This is a genomic window from Nitrospirillum guanabarense, assembly GCF_034653355.1.
GTDB lineage: Bacteria > Pseudomonadota > Alphaproteobacteria > Azospirillales > Azospirillaceae > Nitrospirillum.
The window spans coordinates 1,231,370-1,253,778 of sequence record NZ_JAYEER010000003.1 but is presented as its reverse complement, the minus strand read 5'-3'; the positions used below and the strand labels follow the sequence as shown (position 1 = coordinate 1,253,778).

At 64.3% G+C, this 22,409-nt stretch carries 16 protein-coding genes and 1 pseudogene; 8 read left to right on the top strand and 9 right to left on the bottom strand.

All coding sequences use genetic code 11. The annotated features are described in order from the left end of the window. Nucleotides 1-3 precede the first annotated feature (3 nt). On the top strand, nucleotides 4-1,266 hold the full coding sequence (locus UAA55_RS14880; RefSeq protein ID WP_322953672.1) for a carbohydrate porin: 1,263 nt from the start codon (nucleotides 4-6) through the stop codon (nucleotides 1,264-1,266). 319 nt (nucleotides 1,267-1,585) lie between these two features. Here the strand turns inward: UAA55_RS14880 and UAA55_RS14870 are convergent, their stop codons facing one another. Both UAA55_RS14870 and UAA55_RS14865 read right to left on the bottom strand, forming a co-directional pair. Continuing rightward, the gene (locus UAA55_RS14870) at nucleotides 1,586-2,500 is read right to left on the bottom strand and encodes a GMC family oxidoreductase (RefSeq protein ID WP_322953671.1); all 915 of its coding nucleotides are present in this window, start codon (nucleotides 2,498-2,500) and stop codon (nucleotides 1,586-1,588) included. Continuing rightward, nucleotides 2,497-3,219: a GMC family oxidoreductase gene (locus UAA55_RS14865; RefSeq protein ID WP_322953669.1), complete on the bottom strand. Its 723-nt coding sequence runs from the start codon at nucleotides 3,217-3,219 to the stop codon at nucleotides 2,497-2,499. Before UAA55_RS14865 ends, UAA55_RS14870 begins: the two co-directional genes overlap by 4 nt. Nucleotides 3,220-3,446: 227 nt before the next feature. Here UAA55_RS14865 and UAA55_RS14860 point away from each other — a divergent pair, with 227 nt between their 5' ends. After that, nucleotides 3,447-4,568, top strand: a complete 1,122-nt coding sequence (locus UAA55_RS14860; RefSeq protein WP_322953668.1) for an MFS transporter — start codon at nucleotides 3,447-3,449, stop codon at nucleotides 4,566-4,568. Here the strand turns inward: UAA55_RS14860 and UAA55_RS14855 are convergent. Further along, a complete protein-coding gene (locus UAA55_RS14855) occupies nucleotides 4,554-6,077 on the bottom strand; it encodes an aldehyde dehydrogenase family protein (RefSeq protein ID WP_322953666.1) in 1,524 nt (507 codons plus the stop codon). The genes UAA55_RS14860 and UAA55_RS14855 overlap by 15 nt on opposite strands. A 295-nt stretch (nucleotides 6,078-6,372) precedes the next feature. Here UAA55_RS14855 and UAA55_RS14850 point away from each other — a divergent pair, with 295 nt between their 5' ends. From UAA55_RS14850 to UAA55_RS14835, 4 genes are all read left to right on the top strand, one after another. Further along, nucleotides 6,373-7,515, top strand: a complete 1,143-nt coding sequence (locus tag UAA55_RS14850) for an NAD(P)/FAD-dependent oxidoreductase (RefSeq protein WP_322953665.1) — start codon at nucleotides 6,373-6,375, stop codon at nucleotides 7,513-7,515. A 32-nt stretch (nucleotides 7,516-7,547) separates the two neighbouring features. Next, nucleotides 7,548-9,023 (top strand): M81 family metallopeptidase, encoded by a 1,476-nt coding sequence (locus UAA55_RS14845; RefSeq protein ID WP_322953664.1) that lies wholly within the window; start codon nucleotides 7,548-7,550, stop codon nucleotides 9,021-9,023. A 17-nt stretch (nucleotides 9,024-9,040) separates the two neighbouring features. Further along, nucleotides 9,041-9,385 carry a RidA family protein gene (locus UAA55_RS14840; protein ID WP_322953663.1) on the top strand — a complete coding sequence of 115 codons (345 nt, stop codon included), beginning with the start codon at nucleotides 9,041-9,043 and terminating at the stop codon, nucleotides 9,383-9,385. Nucleotides 9,386-9,608: 223 nt separating this feature from the next. Beyond that, complete coding sequence (locus UAA55_RS14835) at nucleotides 9,609-10,409, top strand: helix-turn-helix transcriptional regulator (protein ID WP_322953662.1); 801 nt, start codon at nucleotides 9,609-9,611, stop codon at nucleotides 10,407-10,409. Nucleotides 10,410-10,423: 14 nt separating this feature from the next. Here UAA55_RS14835 and UAA55_RS14830 read toward each other — a convergent pair whose 3' ends face one another. From UAA55_RS14830 to speB, 5 genes and pseudogenes are all read right to left on the bottom strand, one after another. Continuing rightward, nucleotides 10,424-12,412, bottom strand: a complete 1,989-nt coding sequence (locus UAA55_RS14830) for a serine hydrolase domain-containing protein (RefSeq protein WP_322953661.1) — start codon at nucleotides 12,410-12,412, stop codon at nucleotides 10,424-10,426. A 38-nt stretch (nucleotides 12,413-12,450) separates the two neighbouring features. Beyond that, the gene (locus tag UAA55_RS14825; protein ID WP_322953660.1) at nucleotides 12,451-14,082 is read right to left on the bottom strand and encodes a serine hydrolase domain-containing protein; all 1,632 of its coding nucleotides are present in this window, start codon (nucleotides 14,080-14,082) and stop codon (nucleotides 12,451-12,453) included. Between the two features lie 97 nt (nucleotides 14,083-14,179). Further along, a complete protein-coding gene (locus tag UAA55_RS31335) occupies nucleotides 14,180-14,965 on the bottom strand; it encodes a TonB-dependent receptor domain-containing protein (protein ID WP_416235208.1) in 786 nt (261 codons plus the stop codon). Between the two features lie 1,045 nt (nucleotides 14,966-16,010). Then, nucleotides 16,011-16,412 (bottom strand): annotated as a pseudogene (locus UAA55_RS31330) (TonB-dependent receptor plug domain-containing protein); the annotation flags it as partial. A gap of 361 nt (nucleotides 16,413-16,773) precedes the next feature. Next, the gene (speB, locus tag UAA55_RS14815) at nucleotides 16,774-17,787 is read right to left on the bottom strand and encodes an agmatinase (protein WP_322953658.1); all 1,014 of its coding nucleotides are present in this window, start codon (nucleotides 17,785-17,787) and stop codon (nucleotides 16,774-16,776) included. Between the two features lie 480 nt (nucleotides 17,788-18,267). Here speB and UAA55_RS14810 point away from each other — a divergent pair, with 480 nt between their 5' ends. Beyond that, nucleotides 18,268-19,602, top strand: a complete 1,335-nt coding sequence (locus UAA55_RS14810) for an MFS transporter (RefSeq protein WP_322953657.1) — start codon at nucleotides 18,268-18,270, stop codon at nucleotides 19,600-19,602. Nucleotides 19,603-19,605: 3 nt separating this feature from the next. Next, nucleotides 19,606-20,691, top strand: a complete 1,086-nt coding sequence (locus tag UAA55_RS14805) for a serine hydrolase domain-containing protein (protein WP_322953656.1) — start codon at nucleotides 19,606-19,608, stop codon at nucleotides 20,689-20,691. Nucleotides 20,692-20,972: 281 nt separating this feature from the next. Here the strand turns inward: UAA55_RS14805 and UAA55_RS14800 are convergent, their stop codons facing one another. Further along, on the bottom strand, nucleotides 20,973-22,325 hold the full coding sequence (locus UAA55_RS14800; protein ID WP_322953655.1) for an FAD/NAD(P)-binding protein: 1,353 nt from the start codon (nucleotides 22,323-22,325) through the stop codon (nucleotides 20,973-20,975). Between the last annotated feature and the right edge of the window lie 84 nt (nucleotides 22,326-22,409).

Genomic DNA, 22,409 nt, shown 5'->3' with positions numbered 1-22,409 from the left:
CCAATGGCCGTCCTGGCCATGATGCTGTCCGGTGCCGCCCTGGCCGCCGAACCAGGCACGGGCGAGACCATCGACTGGCTGGCCAGCTACACGGGCGAGGCGGCAGCCAATCCCAGCGGCGGCATGCGCCAGGGGGCGGCCTATGCCGGCCAAATCCTGCTGGGCGCGGACGTGAACCTGAACAACGCCCTGGACTGGGGCGGGAGCACCTTGCATGTCGCCGCGGTGAACCGCCACGGCAGCAACCTGGCGGCCCAGTATCTGGGCAGCACCACCTCGCTGCAGGAGATTTATGGCGCGCAGAACACGCGCCTGGCCCGCTTCACGGTGGAACAGTCCCTGCTGGACGGCCGCCTGGTGGTGGAGGGTGGGCGCACGGTGGCCAACATCAGTTTCCTCGGGTCGTCGCTCTGCGCCAATTTCCAGATCAACTCCGCCTGCGGCAACCCCACCTTCGTCTTCAAAACCAGCAGCTTCACCTGGTGGCCGGTATCCAGCTGGGGTGCCCACGCCACCGCCTGGCTGACACCGACGGTCTATCTGCATGTCGGCGCCTACGAAGTGAACCCCAGCCACCAGTCCAGCACCGAGCATGGCTTCGATTGGGGCACGGCCACCGCCACAGGCGCCATCGCGCCGATGGCGCTGGGGTATCAGACGACGTTTGACAACGACCGCCTGCCCCGCAAATACGAAGTCGGCGGCTGGTACGATGGCGCCGATTATACCGACCCGCTCCGCGACGCGAGCGGACGCGCCGCCGTGGTCAGCGGCCAGCCCAACGCCACCCTGAACGGCCGATCAGGCGTGTTCTTCCGTTTCGAACAGATGGTGCTGCGCCCCGACGACACGTCGCAGCGGGGCTTGACCTTGTTCGGCGTGGCGATGACGGGCGTGAGTGGCCGGCTGATCGAAGACCATTTCCTGGAATTGGGCTTGGTCCAACGCGGCACCTTCGCTGGGCGCGACGACGATACCATCGGTTTCGTCGTGAACCAGCAGAAGTACAGCCACGACGCCCTGGAGGCGCTACGCCTGGCCCGCGCGGCGGCTGGCGGCCGCGGCACGCCGGCGGATGACCAGATCATGATGGAGTTGAGCTATGGCGTGCAACTGGACCGCGCCGTTCGCATCCAGCCCAACCTGCAATATGTCATCCATCCAGACCAGTTCAGCAACCCCGCCCGCCTGCGCGACGCTCCGGACGCTTTCGTCATCGGCTTGCGGTTCGATCTGGACCTCGCGGCGCTCCTCCGGGGGCGCTAGCACCCCGATACGGACATGCGTCATGGACGCGGGCGGAATGTAAACGTATGGCCCACCCCCTCATGCCGCCACGGCATGCGCCGCATCGACGCCCTGTCCACCCGTCAGGACGGCCAGGCGATGCGCGCCAGTTTATTGGTGAGCGCCGCCACCACGGTGGGATGCCGAGCAGCTTGGGGCGCCAGCCCCAGCCAGGCCGCGCGCAAACGCACGGCCATCACCTACGGCCGCCACCAGTGCCGTCGCGTTGATGCTGCCAATGCCGGGTACGGACGTGACGCCGTCCCCGGCGAAGGAATTACAAGGTTGGCTTCGGCGCCTAACGGCGGTGATCGTCCTTGATCATGGCGGCGGCCTTTTCGGCGATCATGATGACGACGGCGTTGGTATTGCCGGACGTGACCATCGGCATGATGGATGCATCGACGACCCGCAACCCTTCGAGCCCCCTCACCCGCAGCCGTGAGTCGACCACCGCGTCCGCATCCTCCCCCATGCGGCAGGTACTGACCGGATGGTCTCCGCGGAACGCGGCCGAACGTAAATAGGCCGTCCAATCGGCATCGGTTTCGGGCTTGGCGGCGGGCGCGATCATCCCGGTCAGCACGTCTGCCAGGGGCGGCGTGTCCAGTATCCGCATCGCTTCCCGGCAGCCGGCCACCAGATCGGCGACATCCTGGTCATCCCCCAGCAATTGGTGTTCGATGACGGGATGATCCATCGGATCGGACGACCGCAAGGTGATGCGCCCCCGCTGGCGGGGGTGAAGCAGGCACGTCGCCAAACTCATGGCCGGTTTCGGATGAAGGCGCAGGCCGTCCTGCAGGGTTTCCATCTGGTAGGCGGCCGGAACCAAAATCGCCTGGATGGTCGGCAGGGCATGGTCATCGCGCGTCCGGAAGAAGGTCTGGGCATGCCCCACGGGGCTGGTCAGCGGCCCCCGGCGCGTCAGCAGGAAGCGGGCGCCATGGAACAGCGCCTTCCACCACGCCGTCTCGGTGTTGAGCGTGGAGACTTTGGAACCGCGCGTGATCATGACGCAGGGGTGTTCCTGAAGGTTTCCACCGACGCCCGGGGAATCCCGCACCACGTCGATGCCCATGCCGCGCAGGTGATCGGCGGGTCCGATGCCGGACAGCATCAGAAGCTTGGGGGAGCCTATCGCCCCAGCGCTGACGATGATTTCCCGGTGCGCCCGCGCCCCGTATTCCTGGCCTTCCCACCGGTACCTCACCCTGGTCGCCCGCCCCCCTCCGTCTCGATCCGCAGCACCCGCGCCTTGGTGCGGACGAACAGATTGGGGCGCTTGAGGACGGGCTTCAGGAACGAGCGGGCGGAACTGTAGCGGAGGCCGGCCTTCTGCGACGCCTGGCAAGGCCCCACCCCCTCTTGCGCCACGCCATTCTGGTCAGGATTGTAGGGATGACCCAAGGCCATCGCCGCCTGGATGAAGCGGTCGGTCAACTTGTGCTTCAAGCGCAAGGCGGAAGCGGGTTGGGGACCCATTCCGCCGCGGGTTTCCGACGCCCCGCCCTCGTTCGTCTCGGCGCTCTTGAAATAAGGCAGCACCTCCGCATACGACCACCCCCGGCACCCCATCCGGGCCCAGGCGTCAAAGTCGCCGGGATTGCCCCGGACCCACATCATGCCGTTGATGGAACTGCCGCCCCCCAAGATCTTGCCTGCCGACCAGATGTCCCTCAGGCCGTTGCGGGAGGGGTCCGGTTCAGCGGGATACGCCCAGTTGACGTCGCCGGCACCAAACCATTTCCCCAGCGCGGAAAACAGCATCGCCTCGCCCGCCGGGATGTGGATGAAAGGTGAGCGGTCGCGGCCCCCCGCTTCCAACAACAGAACCGACGCGCCATCGACGCTCAATCGATCGGCCAGCACACATCCCGCCGAACCGGCGCCAACGATCACGTAGTCAAAGCTCTCTTCCACCAATGTCATGAAGCACCAGACCGCCAAAGGAAACAACGGCCCCATCGTGCCCGTACGGCGGTCGCCGTCTTTTGATCAGGGCAGATAAAGGATTGCGTGCCACCTTACCGAGGGGGAGGCCATGGCGGCAAAAGGGAATGGGCGCACGCAAAGAACTGCCCCCCTCCCCCAAATGCCGGCGGCGAAACTAACTGCTAGCCTGGTTGGCTGAAGTTCCGCGATGGGAGGCTTAATAGGTGAACAAGCAAGGATCGGGTGTCGGCCCCTCCATGGCGCTGGTGTGGCTGTGCAGCGTCGCGCCCCTCGCGGCGATTCTGGTTCCCCTGCTGCTGCCGGTGTACCAGCAAAGCTACGCGCTGGACGCCAGCGCGATGGGGCTCCTGGCGTCGGCCGACTTGGCCGGGGCCTGCCTGGCGTCGATCAGCGCGCCGCTCTGGCTGGGGCGCACGGGGTGCCGCGGCGGTGTCATCGGGGGCCTGGTGGTGGTCGCCACCGCCAACATCGCCGCCGCCTTCGCCGACACCTCTCTGTTGCTGTTGACGACCCGCCTGGTGGCCGGCGTGGGAACGGGCCTGGTGCTGAGCAGCGCCATTCCCATCGTCTCGGCCAGCCAGCGGCCGGCCCGGCTGATCAGTGCGGTCCAGGTGCTCCAGCTTCTGCTGGCGGGCGCCGCACTGGCGGGCGCCGGGCAATTGCTGGCCGCCGGCGGCCCCCGTCCAGTGCTGTTGGCCGTGGTGGCCATCGCGATCCTGTCCTTGCCCGCGGCGATGCTGCTGCCGGGCCGAAGCGGCCAGGCGCACAGCTTGCCCACGCTTGCCGAGATGCGGCCCGTTTCACTGATCCTGGGCGGCATCTTCATCTATTTCGCCGCCGCCGCCATCATCTCCAACTACGCCGGGCAACTCAGCACGCAGCAGGGGCTGTCGATCGAAGCGGTCAGCACGGCGCTGGCGGTCGGCAACCTGGGGGCCCTGCCGGGCTCGCTCATCGCCATGCTGGCGACCACACCGGAACACCGCCGCCTGATGATGGTGGCCGCCGCGGGACTGCAATGTCTGGCGGTCGCCGTCATGTTGTGGGTGCCCGGCGCGCTGGTGTTCACCGCCGCGTTCTTCCTGGTTCAAATGTGCATCACCATCCTGGGACCCCTGCAGGTCGCGGCCCTGGTCGACCGGGATGCCAGCGGCCGTGGCATCGAGGGCCTGGCCGCCATGCAGAGTGGCGGCCAGGCCCTGGGCCCCTTGCTTGGCGCGTTGTTCATCAGTGGGGGGCGGGTGGACGGCGCCTATCTCTGCGGCTTCGCCATCGTCGTCGTCAGCACCGCCATGGTGGTGCGGCGGCGGTCAGCGATCCGCTGAGCGGCAGGGCCCACCCGCCAGCACCACCCCCTTGATCGCCGTATAGCTGCGCAGGCTGTCCAGGCCGGTTTCGCTGCCGAATCCTGAATCGCCGCGCGGCTCTCCGGCCAGGGACATGCCCGGGCCCTCATAAGGCTCAACTGTGCCGTTGACGGTGATGTGCCCCGTCTTGAGCCGGCGAACCAGGGTTTGGGCCGTGGGATAGTGCGCGGTCCAGACCGTGGCGGCCAGGCCGTAACTGGTACCGTTGGCCAAGCCGACGGCCTCTTCCGTACTCTCGAAGGATTGGACCGTCAGCACCGGGCCGAACACCTCGTCCCGGACGATGGCCATCGCCTGCGACACGTCATCGAGGATGGTGGGGGCCACGCCGCAAGGGCGATCGACGGGGCCGCCGGCCACCATGCGGGCGCCGTCGCGCAGGGCACCGGCGATATGGCCCAGGACACGCTCACACTGGCGCTGCCCGGCCAATGGCCCAAAAGTCGTGGTCGGTTCCAGGGGATCACCCACCGCGTACTGCCGAACCTCCCGCTCCAATGCCGCCATCAGATCGGCCTTGCGTGATGCATGGACCAGCAGGCGGGACCGGGCGACGCAGAGCTGGCCTTGATTGGCGAACGCCTCTCCCAGGATGCGCGGGGCGACCAGATCGGATGCGGGGGCGTCTGCGAAGACAATCTGGGGGGATTTGCCGCCGCATTCGAGAATGACCGGCCGGATGCGGCTTTGCGACGCCGTGGCCATGATCGCCCGGCCCGCCTGGGTCGAGCCGGTGAAGGTCACCATGTCGACCAGGGGATGCCGCGCCAGGGCCGCCCCCGTGGTGACACCGTCGCCCGGTATGACGTTCAGGACCCCCGGCGGAACACCGGCCTCCAGCGCCAGCTCGCCTAACCGCAGGGCCGACCCGGGCGTCAGTTCCGAGGGCTTGAGCACGACGCAATTGCCCGCCGCCAGCGCCGGCATGACCTTGATGACCGCGTTCGGCAGCGGATAGTTCCACGGCGCGATGGCTGCCACGACCCCCCGGGGCTCACGCAGGCTGAAGGCCAAGCTGGCCGCATCGCTGCCGGCCACGTCTCCATAAATCTTGTCCGCCGCCTCCGCATAGTGCCGGCACAAGGTCGGCGCCAGATCACGGATGTCGACCAGGGCGGAGGCGATGGGCTTCCCCATCTCCAGGGTGTCGCGCAACGCCAATTCTTCGTGGTTTTCCACGATAAGTTCGGCCAGGCGCAGCAAGATCATGCCTCGGGCGCGAGGGCTGAAGTCGCTCCATACGCCCCGCTCGCAGGCGCGGTGGGCATCCACAACCGCCTGGTCGACCATATCGGCCGAGCACAGCGCCGCCTCGTACAAGAGACCGCCATGAACGGGCGACCGGACGGCCATCGCCCCCGTCCCTTCACGGCGCGTGCCGCCGATCAGTGGACGGCCGTCCCAGCTCAGCGCGGCGGCGCGCCCACGCCAGTCGGTTTGCATCGCTTCATGTTCAAGATTCACCATGGGAAGAACACACCCCTCAGTCATCAGCGCCGGTCATGACACCGGCTGGCGGAGTCGCCGCCGCCCCTGTCATGGCCGGCTGTCGTGTCGCGATGGACCTCGCGCCAAACGCATCTGAGCCTTCCCAAGACCGGCCTACTTTTGCGTCCCCGTCTGACCTTTTTGCGTGACGCACAACCTTGTCCCGGCGCGGGGCGGACGTCTTGCCGGTGGCGAGCGGCCCCTCCACTCTCGCCTGCGGGATCCGGCGCCGGACATAAGAACCGGCGGACAGAAAGTGAGGGTGGGGATCGTCATGGACGAATTGTTCGACATCATCGTCGTCGGCGGGGGTATCGCCGGGTGCGGCATCGCCGCTTTCCTTGCGGAGCGCGCCCGTGTGCTGGTCCTGGAAAAGGAGGCGCACACAGGCATGCATGCGACGGGCCGGTCGGCGGCCCTTTTCTCGGAAACCTATGGCGCCGACCCCATCCGCGCACTGTCCCGGGCAAGCAACGCCTTCCTGAGCAATCCGCCGGACGCCTTCAACATCGCCTCCCCCCTCCTGCCGCGCGGCTGCCTTTACGTCGCGTCGGCGGCACAGGAGGGGAAGCTGCTGGCGGCCGCGCGGAATCCACTGATGCGGTCGGCCGCGACGCTGCTGAGCCGCGATGAGGCATTGAGCCGCTGCCCCATCCTGAAGCCGGATCATGTGACCGCCGCCCTGTGGGAGCCCGGCGCGCAGGATCTGGAGGTGAACGCCTTGTTACAGGCCTTCATACGCCGCTGCCGGGCGCTCGGCGGCGTGGTGCGGACGGACAGCGCGGTGGTCGACTTCGATCGGAGGGACGGGCTTTGGCGGGTCGCCACGGAACAGGGCCGCTATCAGGCACCGGTCATCGTCAACGCCGCCGGCGCGTGGGCGGACAGCCTGGCGGCGCAGGCCGGGCTGGCGCCGCTGGGCATCCAGCCCCTGCAGCGCACGGCGTTGCTGGTTCCATCCCCGGAGGGTGTCAACGTCGCGCCCTGGCCCTGCGTCATCGACATTGACGAGGCGTTCTACTTCAAGCCGGACGGGGGCCACCTGCTGCTGTCGCCGGCGGACGAACATCCGGTCGAACCCTATGACGCGCAACCGGATGAAATGGACGTCGCCATCGCCGTGGACCGTGTTGAACAGGCCACCAGCCTGAGGGTCAGGCGGGTCCTGCACAAATGGGCGGGACTGCGCAGCTTCGCGCCGGACAGGGTGCCCGTGGTCGGCTTCGATCCCAGGAGCGACGGCTTCTTCTGGCTGGCCGGCCAGGGCGGCTACGGCATCCAGACCGCGCCGGCGCTGAGCCAAGCGGCGGCGGCACTGCTGCTGGACGGCGCCATTCCAGGACAGATCGCGGATCACGGGGTCGATATGGCGGCGCTGCGGCCGGACCGGCTGATCTCGGCGGCCGTCCCGTACTGACACCAGCGGACAAAACACGAGGCGATACGACCATGCGGATATTCACCACCCAACTGGTGACCGAGACGAACACCTTCGCGCCCATCCCGAGCGGGCGTCGGGCTTACGAGGAAATGGGCATATACCAGGGCGACGCCAGCCGTGTCGCCCCTGACGGAGTCTTTGGAACCCTGGCGCTTTGGCGCCGCCTCGCCGAAGCCCAGGGACATGAGGTGGTCGAAGGGCTGGCGGCGCAGGCGCAGCCGGGCGGACGCACGCTGAAGGCGGTCTATGAGGGCTTCCGGGCCGAGGTGCTGCGGGCGATCGCGGCGGCGCCCCCCCTGGACGCCATCCTGCTCAACCTGCACGGCGCCATGTCCGCAGAGGGCTATGACGACTGTGAGGGCGACTTGCTTGAGGAAGTCCGCAGGGCGGTGGGGCCATCGGTGGCGATCGGGGTCGAGTTGGACCTTCATTGCCACCTCACCACCCGGATGCTGCGGGCTGCCGACATCATCGTCGCCTACAAGCACTATCCCCACACCGACATAGCGGACCGGGCGCGGGAAGTGCTGGAACTGACCCTGGCCACGGCGGCGGGGCGAATAAAGCCGGTGATCTCGGTCGCCGATTGCCACATGGTCGGCCTCTGGCACACCACCCGCGAGCCGATGGCCTCATTCGTACGCAGCATGGAAGCGTGCCAGGATGGCAAAGAGGTCCTGAGCGTCTCCCTGGGTCATGGCTTCCCCTGGGGGGACGTGGCCGAGGCGGGCGCCAAGCTCTGGGTCATCACCGACGGCCGCCCCGCCCTGGGTGAACAGCTGGCGCTGGACCTGGCCAACAGGTTTTTCCAGATACGGAAAGACACGGTCCAGCCGCTGCTGTCGATCGACCAGGTGCTGGATGAGGTGACGCGGAGCGACGTCTTCCCCATCGTCGCCGCGGATGGCGCCGACAACCCCGGCGGCGGCGCCCCGTCCGACAGCACCTTCGTGCTGCGGCGCATCCTGGACCGGGGACTGGAAGGGGCGTTGATCGCGTTCTTTTATGACCCGGAAGCCGTCCGGGTTCTGTCCGATGCCGGTGTCGGCGCCACCCTGGACATGCGCATCGGCGGCAAAACCGGCCCGGCGTCGGGCGCGCCGGTGGACCTGCGCGTACAGGTCAGGCAGGTCATCCCCGACCACTACCAGACGGGCCTGGGCCTGCGCTGGCCCCTGGGCGCGACTGTCTGGGTGGGTGGGCCCCACGACCTGGACCTGGTCCTGACCTCGGCGCGCAGCCAGGCGTTCGATCCCGTCTGCCTGGAACAGCTGGGCATCGACCTGTCCCGCAAGCGCCTGATCGTCGTGAAGTCGATCCAGCACTTCCATGCCCTGTTCGCCCCCATCGCCCACGGGGGGGTGCTCTATGTCGCCGCGCCCGGTGCCCTGACACCGGACTTCGCCAATATCCCCTACCAGGTGAAGTCCCTGGACTATTGGCCCCGGCGCGACGATGTCAGGCCTGAAATCATAAGCTATTGATTCTTAATGGAAACACCATGACGGCTCCACATCTCAGCCCGGCCGTGGCGCTGGGTGGCTCGCTTCTCCTGTCCGGCCAGATCGCCTTTGACGACCGGGGCGCGGTGACCGGCGACGTCGCCCAACAGACCCGCCGCTGCCTGGACCGGCTTGAAGCCGTGCTGCACCGGCACGGCCTCGACCGCGACGCCATCGCGAAGACCACGGTATGGCTGACGGACGCGACGTCCTTCGCGGCCTTCAACGACGCCTACGCCTCTTTCTTCGGCGAGCACAAGCCCGCGCGCTCGACCGTGGTGGCCGCGCTGGCCATCCCCGGCGCCCTGGTGGAGATAGAGGCCATCGCGCGGCTGGGCGGCTGATTGCCCGCGGAATGAGAGTGTAACCGCCACATCTGGCTGTGGAGAACTTGCCCGGTCTGCTGTATTCTCAGCCCGTTAATCCTCAAGCAATCATGTGGGAACCATGCTTCAGGAATGGGCTGATGTGGGCCTTCCGCCCAATAGTCCGCCGCAAGATCCGGATGCCGAAATCATTTCCTTTGGCCCGAATTTTTTAGTTGGCCTTTCCCGATTCAACCCAACGGTGGAAATCGTCGATGAGGAGATCGGCCAGGACTGGTTAAAGTTCCACTTTCAGCTGCGCGGCACGGTGTCTTATACCGTGCCGGGGCAGTCGCGGCTGGCCGTTGACGACCTGACCTGCGTGGCGGCCCTTCATGGCCGGGGTATTACAAAAAGGAGCTTCGTCGCCCCACGGCCAGGCTTCGCCGTGACGGTGCTGTGCCGTCCCGAGATGCTGCGCGAACGCTTTGGCGTCCACCCGTCGGACATGCCAAGTCCGTTGTCACGATACTTGGAACAGGGCGAACCCACCTGGTACGCCGAAACCGGCAAGATGACGCCCGAAATGGTGATGAGCGTGCGCGCGCTGGAGGCCATGTCCTTCAAGGGCGCCATGCGCAACGCCTATGTCGAGGCGCGCGGCGTGGAATTGCTTTGTGAATTCTGGTCGCAGATCAGCCGGGGCGGAACACCGCCCAACCCGGCCGTCGATGAGCGCACGCTGTCCAAGGTGGAGCGGGCGCGCGACCATATCGACACCTATTTCAGGGAACCGCTGGCCATGCAGAAGCTGGCCAGGCATGTCGGCACGAACGAGACCAAGCTGTCCCAGGCGTTTCGCACCGTCTTCGGCATGACCATCTTTGAGTACATCCGCGCCCGCCGCATGGAAGAAGGCCAGCGCCTGCTGCGCGCCGGCAAGCTCTCGGTCACGGAGATCGCCTTCGAGGTCGGCTACGACTACTCCTGCAACTTCAGCGTCGCCTACAAAAGGCATTTCGGCATCACACCAAAGGAAGAGCGGGCCACCGCCAGGCGGTGACCCGCTCGGTGATTTCAATACTGGAGATTGAAGTTTATCAGCCGGAAAGCGATCGCGACCCACCATACCTGGGCCAGGGCGGCCAGAAGAACCAACGCCCCCGCCTTACGCCACGCCCTGGAATGCCGTCGCCACTGCGCCATCGTTGAAAGCATCGCCAGCCCCGTGGCGCCACAGAGCAGCAGCAGCGTAACGCCTTCCAGGACGTAGGTGATGCCGTCGGTTCTGGCCGAGAAGTAGGTGAAATCGGCGGACAGGACGGAAAGCAACACGGGATAGCCCGCCAGGGCCGCGATCAGGGCCAGGCTCAACAGCTTCGGGACCCGGTGGTCCAACCATTGTGCACTCGGCTTGTTCTCCAGGCCATAAACGCGCCGGGCCAGCGCACCCGCCGGCAGCGCGAGGCCATGGAGCAATAGCACGGCCAGCGCGCCCACCAGGCCGGGCACGATCCAACCCGGTGAACGCCACCAGGGAACAGGCAGGAAGGCGATGGGTGCCGCGACATCAAAGCCCAGCAGGGCGGGGCGTCCATCCTGCGGCAGAACCTGCATCCTGTCCCGCATGTCGTCCGATCGCCAGAGATTGGGGGCGATCTCGCGCCAGCGCGCCGTGCTACGCGTAGGGATGGAAAAGCTGACGCTGCCATCGCCGTTGTCGTGAATGGCGACGGGGGCCAGAAGGTCTGCCACGCTCAACCACGATGCCGTGTGCCGTTCCGATAGTCCCCAGTATCCCGACAAGGCCTTGGCATCATCGAGAACCGTTGCGGGCGGGGCATCCGCGACGGCGGGACCGTACGCCGGGGCCATGGGCGCCGCCGGGAAATATCGGTCCATGAAGCCGTTGAACAGGGCATTGTGGATCCTGGTGGCGGCCTCGTCGTTCCCGGCACTGTTGAGCGAGATGAAGATCCCCACCCCGTCATCCAGCAGCAGGTGAAGGTCGCTGTGGAAGAACTGGGTGCCGCCATTGTGGGCAATGGACCGATGGCCGTTCCGGGTCGTCTCGTAAAAGCCGGTCGCCATCCCGTTCAAGGCGGGGAACACTTTGGGCTGGAGCGCGTGCATGGCGCTCGCCGACTCTTCCGTCAGGATGCGACCGTCCGCCAACCGGCCCAGCTGAAGGTGAGCCAGCATGAACTTCGCCAAGTCCGTCGCGGTCGATGTCAAGGCGCCGGCGGGCGAAGGTCCGATATATTCGTAATAGCCGGGGGCCGTGCTGGCCGTGATGTATCCCTGGCTCAGGTTCGGGCGCCAGGCCGCCGGCACCGGCTGGTCGAAGGTGGAGTGATCCATGCCCAGGGGGCGCAGGATATGCTGGGCCGCATAGGCGGCGAAGCCCTGGCCGGAAACACGCTCAACCACATAGGCCGCCAGGGCCGTGGCGTAGTTGGAATAGGCGGGGACGGCGCCCGGCGCGTAGATCCGCGGCGGTAACCGCGTCTTCACATAATGCTCCAGGCTCTGAGGCGGGTACCGCCCCATGATGTCCTTCAGCACATCCTCGAAGCCGCTCCTGTGCGTCACGATGTTCCGCATGGTGATTGGCCGGCCGTCATAGTCGGGGATGTGGAAATCCAGATAGCGGTTGATGTCCGCGTCCAGGTCCAGCCGGCGCTGTTCCACCAGTTGCATGACGGCCGTCCATACGAACAGCTTGGAGATGGAACCAGGCCGGATGAGGGTGGTGTCGGCGGCCATGGGCGTGCGGCTGTTCGTGTCGGCATAGCCGTAGCCTTTGGCCAGAAGCAGCTGCCCATCCTTCACGATGCTGACGACACCGCCGGCGATGTCGCCCTGCTGGATGGCATAGGGCAGCAACCCATCCAGCCAGGCCTCCGCGTCCCCTTGTGTCAGGGCCCGGGCCGGCTGCCCACCCTGCGGCGCCGGAGCCTCAGGCTGCGACCAGGCCATGGGGGCCTGAGTGGCCGATACCAGTATCGACAGCAAGGCCCCGCGCAGCAAAGTGATGCAGCGCCGTTTCACACGATTACCCTTCATCGGCAGTCCTTGTTTCAGAGTGCGCTGACAGATGCCCATCATTCCGGTCCCGCCTTTCCCGCCCGCGCGAATGGCAGATGGCGCGTGCGCGCGGAATGCAGCACGAAGCCCGACGACCAGCCATGGGGAAACCACAGCACCGCGCCGAAGGCTGCGGGGTCGGAGCTGGGCCGCATGTGCAGCCAGGATCGGCCAATGGCCGTCAATTTGAAGTCGGACACGCCCCAGGCGTCCCGAAACTGCACGATGGCGGCGCCACCCTGGGGTTGGATCGTGGCCGAAAGCCCGCTCTCTTCGCTTTCATACTGTCCGGCCAGCGCCGCCCAATCCGGCGTTTCATCGGCCGCCGGTGCGGGGAGGCGGTGGAACAATTCCTCGCGCCCCCCGAAGCGCAGGCTGATAGAAGGCTGCCCGTCCGCCCACTCGCACCGCAGGCGTATGGTGCCGATGCCGCTGAGGCCGGTCACCAGGCTGCCATCCGCATCAAGGATCAGCGCCACCGGCGTGGCATATTTGGCGATCCGCAGGCACAAGACCCCGTCCTGGTGTTCCAGGCTGTACAGGAAACCTGTGTCGGCGCTGACGTAATCGCCCAACCAGGCCGCGAAATCCTCCAACAATGGGCGCGGCGCGGGCGGGTCCAGTTTGTCCGCCAGGACGATGTCCATCACGCGGTCCGCGAGCGCCGTTGGCGACGCGCCCGGCGCACCGTTGCTGAGGATGATGATGTCGAGATCCTCATCCACGGCGGAAATGCATTCGGACGCCCCACCGACCACGCCGCCGGGATGCCGCCATATCGCCATTCCCCGGTAGGTGATGGTCATCAGCCCCAGCCCGTACCAGCCGGACGCGCCATCCCCGTCCGCTTGGGACTGAAGCAACTGCCCCCAACTTTCCGGCGCCCCGAAAGCGTCCCGCGAACGTAGGTGCGCGGCCCAGGCGAGCATGTCGTCTACGGTGGAAACGATGCCGCCCTCGCCCAGGATTTCCAATGACGGGTAAAGGCCCCGCCGCCACTGGCCATCCACCAGCGGCGGCAGGTGCATGCTGGCCATGCCCGGCATCATCACATGATCGCTGGGCGCCAGCGTTGTGGATGACATACCCAGCGGATCGAACAGATGGCTTTTGAACAACACGTCCAGCGGCTGCCCCGTCACGCGCGACGCGGCCAGCGAGACCAGATGGTAGCCGCCATTGTTATAGATCATCGCCTCCCCCGGGGGAAAATTGGCGCCGGTCTGCCGCAGCAGCGTCCGCAGGCCGCAGCCCTCTGGCGCGGCAACCATTCCGTGACCGATAAAACCGAGGTCCAGGTGGCACCGCGTTCCGCCACGGTGCTGCAGCAACTGGCGTAGCGTTGGCAGGGCATTGGTCCCCGCCAGCTCCGGCAGATACATGCCGATCGGATTGTCGAGCTGGAGTAGCCCCCTCTCCTGCAACAGCAGAACCAGCAGCCCGAGGAAATGCTTGCTGGTGGAACCGATCCGCATCCGGGTCGTGATGGTGTTGGCGCAGGCCGTTTCCAGGCTGGCCATGCCGAACGCCCGCCGGTAGATGGGACGCCCGCCGCGCTGAACCCCCACCACCAGACCCGGGCAGTCACTCCGGTTCCAGGGCGCGAACAGCGCGTCCAGTTGCGACGGCAGTGTCGCCGCCTGATCCATGATAGTCGTCATTGGGGAACCCCGTACGTCATGGGCGAACACCCGGACACTTCGGATGAGGTGTCCGGGCGAGACAGGGATGGTGAATTCCGGTGTTTCAGTAGTCGTAGCGCAGGGTGATCCCGACCGTACGCGGCCGGCCCAATATCTGCCGCTGGTCCGGCAGCTCCGTATCCACTTCCAGCAATTGCTTGGTATTGAAAATATTGGTGGCGAATATCTCCGCCTGCAGGCCGCTGCTCACATCCATGCCGATACGGGCGTCGACCACGGTGAAATTGCCGGCGGGTTGCGCCTCCGTCGAGGCCCCCGGGAAACGGTTGAGGTAGCCGGAAATGTAGCGGACATCGACCCTGGCGAAGGCGGACCTGTCCACCACCGGGAAATCGTACTGCGCCCCACCCTGCACGCTCCATCGCGGGATACCGGGCAGCCGGTCTCCCTTCTTCCCGCCTATCCCGGTTGAGGGCGGGGAGTCGCTTTGCAGGGTGGCGTCGGTGAAGGACCCTGACGTGTTCAGGGTCAGGCTCTTGGTGACCCGCCAGGAGAAGTCCATTTCCAAGCCCCGGCTGCGGGCGTCGCCGGCGTTGCTGGCGAATGAGAACCCGCAGTTGGGCAGCAGGAAGCCGGTCTGAATGTCCGTCCAGTCGATGTAGAAGGCCGACGCGTTCAAGGATGCGCTGCCGCCGGCCAAGGTCCGCTTGACTCCCGCCTCGTAACTCCACAAGGAGTCGGAGTTGACCGACGACGGCGCCCTCGTAAGGCCGATGGCGGCGAGGTCGGCCGCGCATGTGCTTGGCAACGGCTGGTTGGGCGCGCCGAGCCGGAAGCCCTTGGCGGCGCGGGCGTAGTAAAGGCTGCCCTCTTCGGGCTTGTACTCCACCTGGAAGCTGGGCGTCGGCACCGTTTCCTCGGTGCGGAGCCGAATACGACGTCACCACGTTGCCGTTGAGGGCGCCGTCCTGGAACGCGTCGGTCGTGAGCGTGTAGTTCGCGACACGCAGGCCGGCGGACAGCTTCAGGCTTTCAATGGGGCGGTAGGACAATTCACCGAAGCCGGAAAGCTGTTCACCCACGTTGCGATCGTTCTTGTGGAAAAGCGAGGAGCCTGCCGCCACCGGACTTCCCAACAAGACCGAGGTGAACTCCGGCAGGGATTGGGCCGTGCCATGCCAGGCGGCATCCTGAATCGCGTGGGCGGTCGTACGCGAATAAAAGCCGCCGAGCAGGATGCCGAATGGGTTGAGGGCATCCGACGAGAACCGGATTTCCTGGCTGAAGTTCTTGTTCTCGTTGTCGTCATCCAGGGATATGGGCGCCCCGAGGAAAGAGGCGGAGACGTCCCGATATTGCACCTGGCTGCGGTTCACATACGCCGTGACGGAGGTCAGCCTGCCGAACCCCAGGTCATAATTGATGAGGGCATCGTAAAGCTGATAGTTATCCTTGAGCATTTCCGGCAGGAAACGCGACTGGGTATACGTGCCCAGGGTAGGCATATTTTCCGGCAGACCATTGGCCTTGGAACGCTGCGCCAGGGCGGTGAGGAAGATCTCCAGTTTTTCGGTGGGCTGGAAGGTGACGCCGGCGCGGGCCCCATCCACATTGGCCGCGTTAGCGTCATCCACCGACCGCGCCGGCATGCCGAACGAGGACACGCCCACATCCGCCCACGACGCCCCACCCAGGGCGGCCACAGGCGCCGACGGATTGGGGGAGCCCGGAAACCGGTCCTTGATGAAGCCGGCCTCGTGATAGTGATAGCCGGCGACACGCACGGCCAACGTGTCGCCCAGCGGCGCGTTGACCGCGGCGGCGACCTCATTGCCAAGGCCGCCACCAGCCGTCGACGACAGGGAGGATTCCGCCTTGACTTGCCATTCGCCGATCTTGGCGCGGTTCGGCACCACCTTCACCGTGCCACCCATCGATCCCGCGCCATACAGCGTGCCCTGCGGCCCGCGCAAGACCTCAACCCGCCCTACGTCGAAGGTACGCAGATCGGGGAAGCCATTGGCGTTGATGCCCAGGCCGGAACTGACGGGCACCTCGTCGATATAAAACGCCACCGTCGGATTCTCGGACCCCACCACGGTGGAAATACCGCGAATGACGATCTGGTTGCGCGCGGGGCCACGGTCCTGGATGACGACGCTCGGCTGCGCCAGAAGATAGTCTCCCATCCCTACCAGGCCGCGCTTTTCCAGGTCGGCCCCAGTCAGGGCGGTGATGCTGATGGGAACATCCTGGATACGTTCGGCACGCTTTTGCGCCGTGACGACAATCTCATCAAGCTGAAGGCCGTCGCCCGCGTCCTGGGCAATCGCCATTGCGGGCGCCGCAGCGATCATCAGCGCGCCCAGTCCCCCACCCAGCAGCCTTTTCCGGTTTGGCGCCAAGGCGCTCACCCTGCCCTGTTGTCCCCTCAATGAAGCCTCCATTCGGTGTTTTATGGTGGCATTGTTAAATAAACCTTGGCGAACCCGTGTTTGATCGGCCGTCAAATTTGTTTGCCCCAGCATGGGAGTGTTGCGCCGGATGGGGTGCCCGCAAAACAAACCCCCACGAGCCTCCTATACTCGTGGGGATTCCGGTATTCGCCTTATCTATAAATAATGGAATATGCTTCAGAAGACAGAAGACGAATATCGAGCTGCTCCGGTGTCTGTGTCGCCTCGTTGGAATCCCTGCTTACGCAAGTTTGTCGGCGGCCACCGTGGTTTTCGTATGGCGGGCTCCGGCTTTTGCCTTTTCGGTTCGTGCGTCAAATATGAAACCGAGGAAGTTCAACAAAGTCTGAGCAGCAAGAATTGATGTGCTGCCGGTGGCATCATAGTCGGGCGCCACCTCCACGAGGTCCATACCGACAATGTCGTGTCGATTAGCGAGGTGCTGGAGCATTTCAAGCACCTCATAGTAGAGGAATCCGCCATGACTTGGGGTGCCCGTACCGGGCGCAATCGACGGGCAGAAACCATCAATATCCAGCGTTACATAAACCCGGGCGCCTTCGGGAACGCGCGCGATAACAGCTTCCGGACCCAAAGTGCGCATTTGTCGGACTGAAATGATATCCGAACCCAGCGCCCGGGCCTCTTCATACCCATCCCTGGCTGTAGAGGAGACGTTGCGAATGCCCACCTGGGTCAGGCCCGTGACATAGGATTTCTCCGCAGCCCGGCGCAGTGGATTGCCGTGGCCAAAGCGTACGCCATGGCGCTCATCCACGAAGTCGAGATGGGCATCGATATGGAAGATGTGAAAACTGTCACGACCTTCATAGGCGTCGATGCAGGGAATGTTGATCGAATGATCGCCACCGATCACGATTGGTAGAGCGCCAGCATTCAAAATCGCCTCGACGCCAGTTCGAATATTGGCATGGCTTTGAATTGTGTCGGTATGAATGATGTCCGCATCGCCGATATCAACCATCCGAACATTGGGGCCAAGGTAGATGCGATCATCCTCGTGATCATATGCGCCCGCGTGCCCGAAACTGAACAGCGTGGACGCTTCCCGCACCGATCGCGGCCCGAACCGTGCGCCAGCGCGATATTGCGTGCCGGCGTCGAATGGCGCGCCAAGGATGGCGACGTCGGCATCGATCCGGGACCAGTCCTGCACATAGGGACTTTTCCCGAAGGTGCAGATGCCGACGAAAGGCAGGTTCAATCTCCCTGCTTCATATGCGTGACCGCTCATCAAGCAAACTCCACAATCTGAGGCAATCGACAAGTTGGTCGGTCGTGAGGCGAGAAAATAATCGCCAAATTTTCACCTTATCCTGCCGATAGCGTGACCCGAAGTAACGAATTCTAAGGCCAGAAGCGGCAGATTTCCTTTGAACCCATCCTAAATTTATTTGAGACGCTACGCAAAGCTGAGCATCGGATACCCGCCACTGGTCTGGCGGAGTGACTGTCATCGCATCGCAAACGAAGCAAATTGGAAATCAAACGCGTGTTTGCGCGGACTGCCTAAAGATGTCTGAGGCAACCTTTCGAAGAGCGTTCGGACGGATTAGGAACGGGTGGAGGCTCCATATGAAAAATGTGCAGACGCACGGCGTTATCTACGCCCGGCTCGACCGACCGTGACCTCCAGCTTGGCCATAGAAGGCGCGCTAGCGGAGATCGACGCTGTTGCTTTGTCAAAAGCGGCGCGCATGATCGGCTCGATCTGATGGCAGCTGACCAAAGCGGCGCCGGCGTGCATCCGGCTCAGGGCGGATCAGGGGCTGCGGTGCCATGGCCGTCCAGTCCACGGGGATGGCTCACGGTCGTCATCTTTTTCGTAACGGCGATCCTTTCCTACACGGATCGCCTCATATTCAGCCTGCTCGTCGATCCGGTGAGAAACAGCCTCGGCATTTCCGATTTCCAGGTCGGCCTCGCGCAAGGCACCTCGTTCGCGATCATTTATGCGCTGGCGGGCCTACCGGCAGGCCGGCTTGCCGACATCACCAATCGCCGCAACCTGCTGCTCATCGGCATAATCATCTGGAGTACCGGAACAGTCCTATGTGGCCTGGCCACCGGCATGGCTTCACTGATCGTGGCAAGAATATTCGTCGCTGCTGGTGAAGCTATTCTAGCACCAACAGCCATATCGATGATCTCCGATCTTTTTCCTCAGGAACGCAGGGGCCGTCCAATGGCGGTTTTCCTATCCGGAATGAACGTGGGAAGCGGCCTGGCGATCGTCATAGGTGGAGGGGTTTTGACGCTCGCTCAGTCCGGAGCTTTCAATAGTCTTGGCGGCGGCCATTTCGCGCCGTGGCGGACGACACTCGTGCTCATCGGCCTCCTTGGCTTTCCGGTGCTGGCTCTGCTCCTGCTCATTCGAGAGCCGCAACGAAGAGCCGGTCAAAGCCAGTGGAAACGCCCGTTCAGGGTCGTGCTGAATGAAATGTGGGGCCGTTGGAGGCGTCTTCTTCCCATATTTGTGGCGTTAGCGGCTTTGGCGGCCGTCGATTTTGCGCTGATCAGTTGGATGCCGACGCTGTTGCTGCGCGAATTCTCTTCCTCCGCCTGGGAAATTTCCAATGGCTTTGGACTGGTGGTCCTGATTTGCGGCTTTCTGGGAACGGTAGTCGGCGGATTTGCCGCTGATAGACTATTTATCAGGGGCGGTAACGCGCTTCGGCTTCGCTTCGCCGCCGTGTTGGGATTGTCGGGCGGACTTTCGCTCATCCTCCTTACAACTGCCACCGCCGGATATGTCGTTGCACTAAGCGGATTTTGGCTCTTCGTTTCCGCTGTCGCGACAATCTGTGGCATCGCGACTGCCCAAGATATTGTCCCGGACGATGCCAGAGGCTTATGCATCTCCTTCATCAGCATGGGGAATATCAGCCTAGGGCTGGGAGTTGGCGCCTCGCTGCCCGGCGCTCTGACCAGTGGAGTGATTGTGCGCATTTCCGGATTGTCATGGGCAATCGCAGCGGCCGTGGTTCCTTTGGCGCTGATGGCTGCATTGCTCTTCGGCGCTAGCAACCGGACGCCTCAGGGACACTAACGCATGCCACGCCCCGAAAATCCCCTCCCTGAGAAGGGCATAGAAGCAGTGGATATTGCTGCGGAATCATTCCTTCGTCAGATGATCGAGGCGGAACATTTTTCGGGCGTTGTCATGGTAGCCCGCAATGGGCAGGTTCTGCATAAACGCGCTTATGGCCCCGTGTCCGAACATTTCAAAAATCGCGTCGCTGGTCGCTTCCATGTCGCGTCCATAACCAAGCAGTTCACGGCTGCCGCGATTATGCAATTGATTGAAACGGAAATGGTGCAGCTTGATGGACGGATCAATAAGTTCCTCCCGGAGCCTCACCAATCGGCGATCTGGGAGACTGTCAGCGTGCAACACCTCCTGTCACATACCAGCGGCATCCCCGACTACGCCGTAACACGCGATTATTATGATGTTATTGATGGCTGGGCCTTTGGGAAGACCATGGACGGGATGATCCGCGAGGCGATGACGCTTCCGCTCGATTTCGAACCGGGGACGCAATTTCGCTATTGCAACCTTGGCTACACCCTTTTGGGCGAAATTATTGAGGCCCAGACGGGCCTCCGTTACGCGAACTATATTAAGCAGGCGCTCCTTGATCCTATGGGAATGGAGAATTCGCAGATCCACGATGAGCGCTATATTCCTACGTTGGACGATGCGATCGGCCTCCGATGGGAGGATCAGCTAGGTTGCCATGTGAGAGATGACGTAGTGTCCCTGCCTGTGACACCAGCGGATGGCGGATTGGTGACGACGCTCGACGATTTCGCTCGCTGGGTGACGGTCTACAAGTTTATGGAGCATCCCAGACTATCGGCCGCCTCTCTCGAGCGCATGCTTGCCCAGGCGGCGCCATCTGATACATATCGTTGGCCCGAGCGGAACATCCGGGGTCAAGGTTTCTACGGCTTGGGACTCATGCGAAGCGGTGACTTGATCATGCATGAGGGGTCTATCGTCGGCTTCAGAAGCTTCTTCTTGTACAGCCGCGATGATGATCTCCTGATCGCCGTCTTTTCCAACAATACTTACAATGACGTTTTTCATATTACTTCTGGTATTTTCGGGATTTACGGCCGATCGACTGAATAAATTACTTCGGGTCACCTGCACCGTAGGTTTGGTCGCCGTAAATCGACACTGATCGCGCCGATTATAGGATGGCCCGCCCGCCCCTCTCGAAGCGATGGGTTAAAATCGCAGACCTTTGCGAGAGGGAAAGGAGCAGACCGATGGATATCGTTGTTCTTGGGATCGACCTTGGCAAGAATTCCCGCAGCGTTGCCGGGCTGAACGCCGCCGGCCGAAGCGTGAGTGTGAACCGGCATCGAAGTGGGACTCTTGGGAAAAGCGAGGCAACGTACTGTTCAGATTTACTTTCCTCTTTGTTCCGCCGCCACCAGTGCCGCACAGGCCGCGGCCTGGCGGCGAATGTCAGGGACGGCGATGCACTCCCAGAAGGTGCCGCGCACCATCGGCCCCAAGGCCCAGAGCCCTGACACCACGGTGCCGTCAGCGCCCCTCACGGAGAGGTCGTCACCAACATCGAGCCCGATACCCAGCGGGTCGAGCCGAGCCAGACCGCGCGCCATCAGACGGTCGATCAGGCCGGGACGCACCTCACGCATGCTGGTCAAGCCGACAGCCTCAACGACACGCTGACACAGCAAACGCTGTTCACCACCAGGTCCGTTCCAAGCGACATGCACCCCGTCCGAACCGGGCTTTAGTTCAAACAGCCGGCCCTTTTCTATGCGGAGGTTTCCCATTTCCAGTTCACCAGCCAGTTGGTCGGCAACCGTGGGCGCCATGCGGTGACGGTGGACGTCCCACCAGCGGCGGGCATGGCGCAGGAAACGGCGGCGTTCGTCGAGGTCCCATCCTTGCCATAGCTCGGCGGTGATCGGACGGATCGAATCCACCACCGCCCGCCAATCCACGCCCTCTTTCGCGGCCAAGGCGACCTCCCGGCGCAGGCGACGCATGACGCCGAGGACCGTTTTCCTGCCGCGGGGCTCCAGCGTTGGCAGAGGCCAGGGCGGCGAGGCACGATGCGCTTGCGGCAGCAATCCGCGCCGCGACAAGGCGATGACGGGACCGCCGAAGCCGACCTCCCGCAAGGTCAGCACGATGTCCACCATGGTCAGCGCGGTGCCGCGGATCAGCACCGGCCGCGACGGATCGAGCCCGGCCAGCCATGCGGGATCCCAGGGATCCGTCACATGCCGGGTATCTTCGGCGGGAGGCGGGGCCACATGGCCGGTGGTGAGCACCACCGCCGCGACCTGATATTCGGCACCATCGGCGCTAGTCAGGACGAAACCGTCTTGGGATCGGCGGCAATCGACGATTTCGGCGCCGATCCGCTGGGCGCGGGTTCCCCCTTGCTCATCAAACGTGTCGCACAGATAGCGCGCGTAGAGCTGCCGGGAGGCGAATAACCCGGCCTCCGTAGGGTGACGGTCGCCAGGTTGCCCCGCGTCGTCGGCCAGCCAGCGCTCGAAATGGGAAGGGTCGTCGGGAAAGGCGCTCATATTGGCCGCCCGGACATTGAGCAGATGGCTGGGGCTGACGGTGGCATACGCGAGCCCGGGCCCGACACGGCCGCCGCGCTCGAACAGGATCACCGGCGGGCCGTCGCGGAGCCGGCGCGTCAGGTGGAGCGCCGTCGCGGCACCGCTGAAACCGCCACCCACGACGGCCAGCGGAAGTCGGTTGGTGGCCATCAGCATACCTCCATCGGGAACACGGGGAGTCCGGGACGGGCCACGGACATGGGCCACGGACATGGGCCACGGACATGGGATGGA